The following is an 11,042-nucleotide window of genomic DNA, read 5'->3' as shown; positions in this document are numbered from 1 at the left end:
AAAATATCTTGCATTTATAATTGTTTTTTGTGAAAATATGGAGGAGGAAAGGTGATGGATATGGCAAAGAAAATACAGTTAAGTCCAAAAAAAATTTTAAACAAACATTTTCAAATAGATTTTAAGGGTTATAGTGCAACCGAAGTAGATTATTTTTTAGATACAGTTGTTGAAGATTATGAAACATTTGCGCAAATGTTGAATGAATCTTATGAACAGATTGAAAATCTACAAAAAGAAAACGAAGCTTTAAAAATGAAAATAGCAAATATGGAAAGAGAACATTTGATTCAACAGGATAATTTACGTTCTATGGAAGAAAATCTTTCATCTAATGTAGATTTGTTAAAAAGAATCTCTAATTTAGAAAAAGAAGTCTATAAAAATAAATAATGATTGCTTTTTTTTGCGATTTTGAGTAAAATATGCATGCTCATGAGAACCGATTGCTAGAAATAGAGGAAAGTCCGGGCATCCACAATCTGCGATGATTGTAGTGTTTGTACTGCATCTAATAAATGCAGGTAGCATCTTGCTAACGACAGACCTAAGACCTAAACCGTCAGGCATGGTTGATAAGTCATAAAGTGCCACAGAAACAATGTCTTTTGAAAAAAAGAGTGAAAAGCGGTAAACTCTGCAAGGATGAAACCCAAATTTTGGTAGGGGAGCTTCATAGAGGGAATTGAACTGATATGAAGATGTGTTATACACATAGATAAATAATCGGTTGAAAAACAGAACTCGGCTTATCAGAATGAGCAATTTTGTCGATAGAAATGTCGACTTTTTTTCTACCTAAAATAAAAATATTTATTTTTTTGACAGGAAATTATATAGATATAGGATAAAATTCATAACTTGTTCATAAATTCATAAAATAATAGTGTTGGTATTGTAAAAATAACTATTTTATGGTTTAATATGATTATTATTGAAGGGACATTTTCTGGAAATAAGGAGGTATTTTTTTGGATAATTTAGGTCAAAATATTCGTCAAAAAAGAGAAAAGAAACAAATGACGATAGAAGATTTATCAGCAAAAACAAAAATTTCAGTCGCTGTTTTAAGAGATATAGAAAATGGGAAATTTGATCGCTATAAAGGTGATGAAGCTTATGTAAAGATGTACCTCAAAAAAATCTCACAAGCTTTAGAGATGGATGGAGAACAGTTAACAGAGCAATATATAGAATTAACTCGTGAAATTGAGTTGGAAGAATTAAAGGAAAAAGAAATACAGGAAGATCATAATGAAGAAATTGTGAATAAAGGGAAAAAATTCTCTTTTAAAGCACCTCAATTAACTAGAAAACCTTCTGTATATGAAGATAAATCGCATGTAACGATTATTCGTGCGGCTATTATTTTGGTTTTAGTGTGTCTGGTGATTGTCGTTATTTGGTTTGGATTTTATGCAACACGTACTCAAAGTGATGATCCAGCAAAACCTGATAATCAATTGACAGTAGAAGGAAATGTGGAAACAACACCTCCAGATAATCAGCCGTCAAATTCTGGAAATAATGGTAATCAATCACAAACAACACAAGGAACTGTAGAATTTACTAGAAATGATTTTTTAGATTATAATTTCAAATTGCCTGCAGATGCCCAAACATTTACATTGAAAGTTGAATATAATGCACCTTGTTGGGCACAAATGAGAGTCAATGATGAGATATATGATCAGTTTGTATCAAAAATTTATCATGAAAATGAAGATGGTGAAACTGAAACAGTAGAATTGACATTTAATGTAAGTGATTTTGAAAGTTTAGATTTACGTAATGGTAATAATAGAGGACATCGTTATTATATTAATAATCAGGAAATTCCATTAACTGATGAAGATATCAATACTAATCAAGATAGACCAGTAGATCTCATTTTAACATTAGAGAAGGAATAATATGAATTTACCTAATAAATTAACAACAATTCGTTTATTGAGTGTCCCATTATTTATTATTGTTTATTTGATACCATATCAATCATTAGGTATTGAGATACCTGTTTTTGATGTTTTATCAACATCATTATCTTTATTAGATATTATTTTATTTTTGATTTTTGCTTTATCAGCATTGACGGATTATTTAGATGGTTATATTGCACGAAAACAGCATTTGATTACGACTTTTGGAAAGTTTATTGATCCAATTGCTGATAAATTGATTGTTAATACGACTTTGTTATTGTTAGCTTCAACACATGATATTCATATCATTATTCCTATCATTATGATTTCAAGAGATATTATTGTTGATGCTATTCGTTTGGTTGCCAGCCAAAAGAATGTTGTTTTAGCGGCAAGTTATCTAGGAAAAGCAAAAACAATGACACAAATGCTTGCTATTTGTTTGCTGTTATTGAATAATATTGTTTTTGCTGGTTTGCATATTCCAATGGATCAGATCATGATTTGGCTTGCAACATTGATTTCTTTTGTGAGTGGAGTAGACTATTTTATGAAAAATAGACAATATATCATGGAGAGTATGTAAAATGGAAGAATTAGCTCAATTATTAATACAAAGAAATATTTCGATAAGCAGTGTAGAGAGTTTTACAGTAGGTGGTTTTGCCAAAACAATTGGTAGTATTAGTGGCATTTCGGCTGTTTATCGAGGAACATTAGTGAGCTATCAGACACGTATTAAAAGAGATGTTTTGCATATTGATGAAAAAATTATTGATCAGTTTGGCGTTGTTTCTAAAGAAGTCGCAGGACTGATGGCCATTCAAGGACAAAAAATGTTTGATAGTGATGTATGCATTTCTTTTACTGGAAATGCAGGTCCATCAGCAATGGAAGGAAAACCAGTTGGTTTGATTTATATTGGTATTGCCTATGGTGAAAATATATATACTTTTTGTTATCGTCTTTCTGGCAGCCGTGATGATATTCAAAAACAGGCTATTTTGATAGGAATTGAAAAAATTTTAGAAATTTTGAAGTAATTTCATAAAAAAGTGTTGTATATAAATAGTAGGAGGAATATTTTATGGCAGAAAAGAAAGTGAAAAAAACAGAATCAGTTGATGATAAAAAAGAAAAAGCATTAACAGATGCCATTCATTTAATTGAAAAGCAGTTTGGTAAAGGGTCAATTATGAAATTAGGCGATCGTGTGGCGGTTGATATTGATGTGATTCCTACCGGTTCGTTAACACTAGATGCTGCACTTGGTATTGGTGGTTATCCCAAAGGACGTATTATTGAAATTTATGGTCCTGAATCAAGTGGGAAAACAACATTAACACTTCATGCGATAGCAGAAGTTCAAAAACAGGGAGGAAGAGCTGCTTTCATTGATGCAGAGCATGCTATTGATCCTATTTATGCGAGAAATTTAGGAGTGAATGTTGATGAACTGATTTTATCACAGCCTGATAGTGGAGAACAGGGGTTAGCTATTGCGGAAACTTTAGTAAAGAGTAATGCGATTGATTTGGTTGTTGTTGACTCAGTAGCGGCTTTGGTTCCACAAGTTGAACTTGATGGTGAAATGGGTGATAATTCAGTTGGTTTACAGGCGCGTATGATGTCTAAGGCTATGCGTCGTTTGTCTGGACTTATGAATAAAACATCATGTACAATTATTTTTATTAATCAGTTAAGAGAAAAAATTGGTGTTATGTATGGTAATCCTGAAACAACAACAGGAGGACGTGCCTTGAAGTTTTATGCTTCTGTGCGTATTGAAATCAGACGTAGTGAAGCTATCAAAAATGGTAGTGAGATTGTTGGAAATAAAGTCAATATTAAAGTTGTCAAAAACAAGGTTTCACCTCCATTTAAAACAACATCTGTGGATATCATTTATGGTAAAGGTATCGCAAGAGATGGTGAAATTATTGATTTGGCAGTTGCTCATGATATTATTGATAAATCAGGCGCATGGTATGCTTATCAAGGTGAAAAAATTGGTCAGGGTAGAGAAAATGTTAAAATTTTCTTAGCTGAACATCCTGATATTATGAATGAAATTGAAGAAAAAGTCAAAGCACAGATTTTTGCTCATGAAGAAGCTTAACCAATATAGTTTTCTATATTGGTTTTTATTGTGGTCAAAAAGCAATCTTTTGATATTTTATTGTCAATTTCACAAAAATACGGTATAATATTTTATGTGTGTAATGCACAACAAGAAATTTGTCATAGGAAATAGGAGGAAGATTATGCAAGAATTTGGTGCCCCTCTTACTATTGTTACCTATGTTCTTTGTGTCGCTTTAGGATTTGGTTTATATTTTATTTTAACAAAATTAGGAGTATCTAAAGCTCATAATGATGCTTCTAGAATTGTGGATGAAGCCAATTCTAAGGCTGATAATATAGTTAAGGAAGCGATTCTTGATGCGAAAACACAGGCTTATGAATATAAGCTTGAGGCTGAAAAAGAAATCAAGGAACAACGCTTAGAAGTTACTAAATTTGAAAATAAACTATTGCAAAGAGAACAAAATATTGATCGTAGAGATATTGCTTTACAAGGTAGAGAAGATGTTTTGGAAGAAAAAGCAGTGCAATTAGAAAAGAAAAGTGAAGAACTAGGGAAATTAGAGGCTCAATTGAAAGATCAGATTGATGCAAAAATTACGGAATTAGAAAAAATTGCAGCAATGAGCGCTAATGAAGCAAAAGAAGAGTTATTTAAACAAGTTGAACAAAAAATGTCAAAAGAAGTGACAGCTTATATCAAAGAGCAGGAAGATGAGGCAAAATCTAAAGCTTCGCTTTATGCAAAAGATATTATTGCAGCAGCTATTAATCGTTATTCACAGGAAGAAACGATTGAACGAACTGTTAATGTTGTTGCTTTACCAAGCGAAGAAATGAAAGGTCGTATTATTGGACGTGAAGGGAGAAATATTAAAGCAATTGAAAATGCAACAGGAGTAGAATTGATTATTGATGATACACCTGAAGCTATTACTATTTCTTGCTTTGATCCAATTCGTAGAGAAATTGCACGTCTTTCATTAGAAACGTTGATTAGAGATGGAAGAATTCAACCTGGTCGTATTGAAGAAGTGGTTCAAAAGACAAAAAATGAACTTCATGAAGTTATTCAAAAAACTGGGGAAGATGCTATTTTTGAATTAGGTTTATCACGTGTTCACAAAGAAATTATCATGTTGATTGGAAAATTGAAATATCGTACAAGTTATGGTCAAAATGCTTTACAGCACTCATTAGAAGTTGCGCATTTTGCTGGAATGATGGCAGCTGAACTTGGTCTCAACCAACAGCTTGCTAGACGTGCAGGATTATTGCATGATATTGGAAAAGCTGTTGACCATGAAATGGAAGGTAGCCATGTTGAGTTAGGTGTGAAGTTTGCAAAGAAATATGGTGAAAATGCAACTGTTATTAATGCCATTGAATCACATCATGGAGATGTGGAACCAACAAGCGTTATTTCTATCTTAGTAGCAGCTGCTGATACTTTATCGGCTGCTAGACCTGGAAGCCGTAGCGAAACAATTGAAAATTATATTCAAAGACTTGAAAAACTAGAAGAAATTTCTAAAGGTTTTGATGGTGTTGATAAAGTATTTGCTATTCAGGCTGGTCGAGAAATTCGTGTTATCGTCAAACCGGATCAAGTTGATGATTTAACAAGCCATCAGCTTGCAAGAGATATTAGAGATAAAATTGAAAATGAACTCACTTATCCTGGACATATCAAAGTGACAGTTATTCGTGAAGTTCGTGCCAATGAAATTGCCAAATAAAAGATAGGATATCCTATCTTTTTTTAGAAAGTAGGAGAGATAATGAACATTCTTTTTATTGGAGATGTTTTTTCAGCAATTGGGAGAGAAATGATTGATCAATATTTACCATTGTTGAAGAAGAAATATCAGATTGATTTTGTCATTGCCAATGTAGAAAATGCAACGCACGGCAAAGGATTAATAAAAAAACATTATGATGAGTTTTTATTTCAAGGTATATCATTTATGACCATGGGTAATCATACATTTGCTAAAAAGGAACTGTTTCAATATATAGACGAAGCAGATCGTTTAATCGTGCCTTATAATCAGCCTAAAGCTTTGCCGGGTGTTGGAAGTCGTGAGATTATGTTTCAAAATCGTAAGATTCGTGTGACGAATCTATTAGGTATTACTTTTATGGATGGAAAGTCACAAAATCCATTTGAAGCTATTGATGAAATTTTGAAAGAAGATCAAAGTGATATACATATTATTGATTTTCATGCTGAAGCTACAAGTGAAAAGGTGGCTTTAGGTTATTATCTTGATGGAAAAGTTGCGGCAGTGCTAGGGACACATACACATGTCACAACAGCAGATGAAAAGATTTTGCCTCATGGAACAGCATTTCAATGTGATGTAGGAATGACAGGTCCTTATCATAGTGCTATTGGATGTGATGTTGAAGGAATTATTAAACGCATGAAAATGGGTATTATGACACCTTTCCAGGTAGCTGAAGGAATGGGACAATTCAGAGCAACTTTACTATCATTTAATCAAAATAATGAGTGTACGCATATTCAAAGAATTTGTATTGATCCAGATCATCCTTTATAGTATATTTTTCCTCTTTGCTCATATATTAAAAGCAAGGAGGAATTTTTATGGAAATGATGAGAGTATCGTCTTCTTCACAACCAAGCAAGGTTGCTGGAGCATTAACGAGTTTATTAAGAGAACACCAAAAGGTTCAAATTCAAGTGATTGGAGCAGCTGCTTTAAATCAGGCTATGAAGGCTATTGCTATTTCACGTGGCTACATTGCACCAAGTGGATATGAATTGTATTGTATCCCATCATTTTATGATTTGACAATTGATAATCAGGTCATTACATCATTAAGATTAAATGTAGAAATGAGATGAAAAGGCTTTATTTTTTTTAGCAAAGTGTTATAATAGAAATGTGATAATAAGGAGGAAATATTATGGCAAAATGTAAATTATTAATGTCTACTGCTCAAGTTCAAAAATTAATTGATTTCTTTGATGGGTATGAAGATGATAAAGTTAAATGTAAATTTATAAAGAAAACAGGAATTAAAGCTGAAATTGAATGTGAAACAGAATTAAGCCCTGATGAAGCTGCTTCATATTGCAAAGGTTTATTTAAGAAAACACCAGAAGGTGGAATCTTATATTTCTCAATTCAGCCAGATGGATTCTTTGGTTAATGAAAAATAAGGACAATGTCCTTATTTTTTTCTTTCTTATTTTGATTTATTTGGTATAATAAAGCAGAAAGTGGTGAGAAAATGAAAGATTATAGTCAATATTTTAAAGGTCCATCTTTAAAAGATGCCAAACATAGAGGAAAAGATGAAATACATCATATTAAAGATGCTTATGAAATACCAGCAGATATGGTTGGTATTGGAAAAGGACAGAAATACTTTATTCAGACATATGGCTGCCAAGCTAATGAACGTGATAGTGAAACACTAGCAGGTATTTTAGAAAGTTTAGGATACAGTGCAACTGATGAAATTAAAGATGCACAGGTTGTTTTACTGAATACCTGTGCAATAAGAGAAAATGCTGAAGAAAAGGTTTTTGGAAAAATTGGATATCTTAAAAAAGTCAAAAGAACAAATCCTAATATTATCTTTGGAATTTGTGGATGTATGGCTCAAGAAGAAGTTGTTGTTAATAAGATTTTAGAAAAACATCCACAAGTAGATTTGATTTTTGGAACACATAATATCCATCGTTTGCCTGTTTTATTAAAACAAGCTATGTTAGATAAAGAAATGGTTTTGGAAGTCTGGTCTAAAGAAGGGGATGTCATTGAAAATCTACCAAGTCATCGCGCACATCCTTATAAAGCTTGGGTTAATATTATGTATGGATGTAATAAGTTTTGTACATATTGTATTGTGCCTTACACACGTGGTAAAGAAAGATCACGTTTAAAAGAAGAAATTCTTCAAGAAGTTTTAGAATTAAAAGAGCAGGGATATCAGGAGATTACATTATTAGGCCAAAATGTGAATTCTTATGGTAAGGATTTTCAAGATGATTATAACTTTGCTTCATTGTTAGAAGATGTAGCTAAAACTGGCATTCCACGTATACGTTTTACAACTAGTCATCCATGGGATTTCAGTGATGAAATGATTGATGTTATTGCTCAATATGATAACATTATGCCAGCGATTCACTTACCTGTTCAATCAGGAAATAGTGAAGTTTTAAAACGTATGGGAAGAAGATATACAAGAGAGGATTATTTAAAATTATTTGATAAGATTAAATCAAAGATTCCTGATTGTACTATCACAACTGATGTTATTGTAGGATTCCCTGGGGAAACAGATGAACAGTTTGAAGATACATTATCATTATATGAATATTGTGAATATGATTTAGCATATACATTTATTTATTCACCTCGTGCGGGAACACCAGCAGCGAAGATGGAGGATGATATTGACATTCAAACAAAAGAACAACGTCTATATCGTCTCAATGATTTGGTGAATGAAAAAGCACTTAAACAAAATCAAAAATTTCTAAATCAGGTTGTAGAAGTTCTCGTAGAAGGAACATCTAAAAAAGATAATGAAATGTTAACAGGATATACAAAACATCAAAAACTTATTAATTTTAAAGGAAATCCTGAACATATTGGTCAAATAGTTCCTGTTAGAGTCACAGAAGTCAAAACATGGGCATTGAAAGGTGAAGAAGTTGAATAAACAAGTTCAAGAAAAGGCTGAAGCTTTGAATCAATGGATTTTAAATCAGGATATTGTCAAAGAATATCAAAGATATGAAAAGAAGATACAAAATGATGAAGTATTGAAAGCTTTGGAGAAGGAGTTAAAACAAATGCAGCAGGCTATTGTAAAAGCTAAACATTTGAATAACGACTGTGAAAGTTTAATTCAAGCTTATCAAAAAAAGAAAAAATCGTTTGATGAAAATCCATTAGTATATAATTATTTAGTGTTAAAAGAAGAAGTGAATGCATTATTAAATCAGATTCAAAATGATATTAATCTGGAATTGAAGAAAAAGAGTTGACGAAATCATGAAAAATCTATATAATTTCTTCAATAAATGACAATATAAGAAAAAGGAGAGAGATTATGGCATATTTTTTTGAAGAACCATCACATACTTTTAATGAATATTTATTGGTACCAGGATACTCAAGTGCTCAGTGTCAACCAAAAAATGTCAGTTTAAAAACACCATTAGTTAAATTTAAAAAAGGTGAAGAACCTGCATTATCGTTAAACATCCCACTTGTATCAGCAATCATGCAATCTGTATCTAATGATACAATGGCTATTGCTTTAGCAAGAGAAGGTGGAGTTTCATTTATATATGGATCACAAACTGTTGAAGCACAGGCTGAAATGGTTAGAAAAGTGAAAAATTATAAAGCTGGATTTGTTCCAAGTGATTCAAATATTGCTCCTGATCAGACTTTAAAGGATGTTATTGCGTTAAAAGAAAAAACTGGACATTCAACTATGGCTGTGACTGAAGATGGAACACAAAATGGAAAATTAGTTGGAATTGTAACAGGAAGAGATTATCGTATTTCACGCATGTCTTTAGATACAAAAGTATCTGAGTTTATGACACCATTTGATAAATTGATTACTGCTAAAAGTGGTGTTTCATTGAAAGAAGCTAATGATATTATCTGGGATAATAAGTTGAATGCTTTACCAATTATTGATGATAATCAGAAATTAGAATATTTTGTATTTAGAAAAGATTATGAATCAAGAAAATCTAATCCTAATGAATTATTAGATGCATCTAAGAGATATGTTGTTGGTGCAGGTATCAATACAAGAGATTATGCAACACGTGTTCCTGCGTTAGTAGAAGCTGGAGCAGATGTATTATGTATTGATTCTAGTGAAGGATTCAGTGAATGGCAAAAATTAACAATTGAATGGATCAGAGAACATTATGGTGATAGTGTAAAAGTTGGGGCTGGAAATGTTGTTGATGCTGAAGGATTTAGATTTTTAGCTGAATGTGGTGCTGATTTCGTTAAAGTTGGAATCGGTGGAGGTTCTATTTGTATTACACGTGAACAAAAAGGAATTGGTAGAGGGCAAGCAACTGCAACTATTGAAGTTGCTAAAGCTAGAGATGAATATTTTAAAGAAACTGGAATTTATGTTCCTATCTGTAGTGATGGTGGAATTGTTCATGACTATCATATGACATTAGCTTTAGCAATGGGATCTGATTTTATCATGTTAGGAAGATATTTCTCTCGTTTTGATGAATCACCTACAAATAAAGTCAATATCAATGGACAGTATATGAAAGAATACTGGGGTGAAGGTAGCGCTCGTGCACGTAACTGGCAACGTTATGATTTAGGTGGAGATGCTAAACTTTCATTTGAAGAAGGTGTTGATTCTTATGTACCATATGCAGGTCCATTAAAAGATAATGTTGGTTTAACACTTGCCAAAATTAAATCAACTATGTGTAACTGTGGTGCTTTAACAATTCCTGAATTACAGGAAAAAGCCAAAATCACTCTTGTTTCTTCAACAAGTATTGTTGAAGGTGGAGCACATGATGTTGTGTTGAAAGATTCAACACCATCACATAATCAATAAGATACTTCATTTGAAGTATCTTTTTTTATATTATAGGAATTTGGTTTCGTTTGGTTGATAAACGCTTAAAGCAAATATTAACAATGAGCAAAATAAAAAGTAATGCACCAGCATTACTCTATTTTTCTGCATGCAAAAACGTAACCAGATATATCATTTCTTGACCTGGTGCATTGTTCCTTTTCCACATTTCATGCAGATGCATGACAGTTCATCATCTCCATCAGCCTCCGCTATTTCACTTAATATGTATCCGTCAAGTTCCATTTCACATCCGCATCTGTCACATTTCATAAGTACCTTATCTGACTCATATGTGTCATCATGGAGAAGCATTTCATCAACTTCTTCTGGCGTTAATGGTTTGACTTCTGAGATATTTTGATGTGTAGATGCATCTTTCTTTGTACGGGATGTCATTCTTCCGTC

13 protein-coding genes and 1 other RNA gene are annotated in these 11,042 nt (G+C 32.2%); 13 read left to right on the top strand and 1 reads right to left on the bottom strand.

What is annotated here, in order from left to right; genetic code table 11:
* Nucleotides 1–60: 60 nt before the first annotated feature.
* From B5E79_RS07725 to B5E79_RS07665, 13 genes are all read left to right on the top strand, one after another.
* Nucleotides 61–393, top strand: a complete 333-nt coding sequence (locus B5E79_RS07725) for a DivIVA domain-containing protein (RefSeq protein WP_087297608.1) — start codon at nucleotides 61–63, stop codon at nucleotides 391–393.
* A 40-nt stretch (nucleotides 394–433) separates the two neighbouring features.
* Nucleotides 434–755: RNase P RNA component class B (gene rnpB, locus B5E79_RS07720), an RNA gene on the top strand.
* Between the two features lie 216 nt (nucleotides 756–971).
* Nucleotides 972–1,913 (top strand): helix-turn-helix domain-containing protein, encoded by a 942-nt coding sequence (locus B5E79_RS07715; RefSeq protein ID WP_087297573.1) that lies wholly within the window; start codon nucleotides 972–974, stop codon nucleotides 1,911–1,913.
* A 1-nt stretch (nucleotide 1,914) separates the two neighbouring features.
* Complete coding sequence (gene pgsA / locus B5E79_RS07710) at nucleotides 1,915–2,508, top strand: CDP-diacylglycerol--glycerol-3-phosphate 3-phosphatidyltransferase (protein WP_087297572.1); 594 nt, start codon at nucleotides 1,915–1,917, stop codon at nucleotides 2,506–2,508.
* A 1-nt stretch (nucleotide 2,509) separates the two neighbouring features.
* Entirely contained in the window at nucleotides 2,510–2,965 is a 456-nt protein-coding gene (locus B5E79_RS07705; protein WP_087244197.1) for a CinA family protein, read from the top strand.
* Between the two features lie 44 nt (nucleotides 2,966–3,009).
* Complete coding sequence (gene recA, locus B5E79_RS07700; RefSeq protein WP_087244198.1) at nucleotides 3,010–4,041, top strand: recombinase RecA; 1,032 nt, start codon at nucleotides 3,010–3,012, stop codon at nucleotides 4,039–4,041.
* Nucleotides 4,042–4,186: 145 nt separating this feature from the next.
* Nucleotides 4,187–5,746, top strand: a complete 1,560-nt coding sequence (gene rny / locus B5E79_RS07695; protein WP_087244199.1) for a ribonuclease Y — start codon at nucleotides 4,187–4,189, stop codon at nucleotides 5,744–5,746.
* 42 nt (nucleotides 5,747–5,788) lie between these two features.
* Nucleotides 5,789–6,571: a TIGR00282 family metallophosphoesterase gene (locus B5E79_RS07690; RefSeq protein WP_087244200.1), complete on the top strand. Its 783-nt coding sequence runs from the start codon at nucleotides 5,789–5,791 to the stop codon at nucleotides 6,569–6,571.
* 47 nt (nucleotides 6,572–6,618) lie between these two features.
* Entirely contained in the window at nucleotides 6,619–6,879 is a 261-nt protein-coding gene (locus tag B5E79_RS07685; protein ID WP_087297571.1) for a stage V sporulation protein S, read from the top strand.
* 62 nt (nucleotides 6,880–6,941) lie between these two features.
* Nucleotides 6,942–7,187: a hypothetical protein gene (locus B5E79_RS07680; RefSeq protein ID WP_087244202.1), complete on the top strand. Its 246-nt coding sequence runs from the start codon at nucleotides 6,942–6,944 to the stop codon at nucleotides 7,185–7,187.
* A gap of 81 nt (nucleotides 7,188–7,268) precedes the next feature.
* Nucleotides 7,269–8,711: a tRNA (N6-isopentenyl adenosine(37)-C2)-methylthiotransferase MiaB gene (gene miaB, locus B5E79_RS07675; RefSeq protein ID WP_087297570.1), complete on the top strand. Its 1,443-nt coding sequence runs from the start codon at nucleotides 7,269–7,271 to the stop codon at nucleotides 8,709–8,711.
* Nucleotides 8,695–9,039 (top strand): YlbF/YmcA family competence regulator, encoded by a 345-nt coding sequence (locus B5E79_RS07670; protein ID WP_087244204.1) that lies wholly within the window; start codon nucleotides 8,695–8,697, stop codon nucleotides 9,037–9,039. The genes miaB and B5E79_RS07670 overlap by 17 nt, the downstream gene beginning before the upstream one ends.
* Nucleotides 9,040–9,104: 65 nt before the next feature.
* Nucleotides 9,105–10,613, top strand: coding sequence for an IMP dehydrogenase (locus B5E79_RS07665; protein ID WP_087244205.1), 1,509 nt, complete (start codon nucleotides 9,105–9,107; stop codon nucleotides 10,611–10,613).
* 153 nt (nucleotides 10,614–10,766) lie between these two features.
* On the opposite strand, the gene B5E79_RS13480 is transcribed toward B5E79_RS07665, so the two are convergent.
* Nucleotides 10,767–11,042: hypothetical protein (locus B5E79_RS13480; RefSeq protein WP_158095485.1), on the bottom strand; the 276-nt coding region annotated here is incomplete at its 5' end.

The organism is Massilimicrobiota sp. An134 (assembly GCF_002160815.1).
GTDB lineage: Bacteria > Bacillota_I > Bacilli_A > Erysipelotrichales > Coprobacillaceae > Allocoprobacillus > Allocoprobacillus merdigallinarum.
Note: the sequence above shows the minus strand (reverse complement) of the source record. Positions and strands in the feature narration are given on the sequence as shown.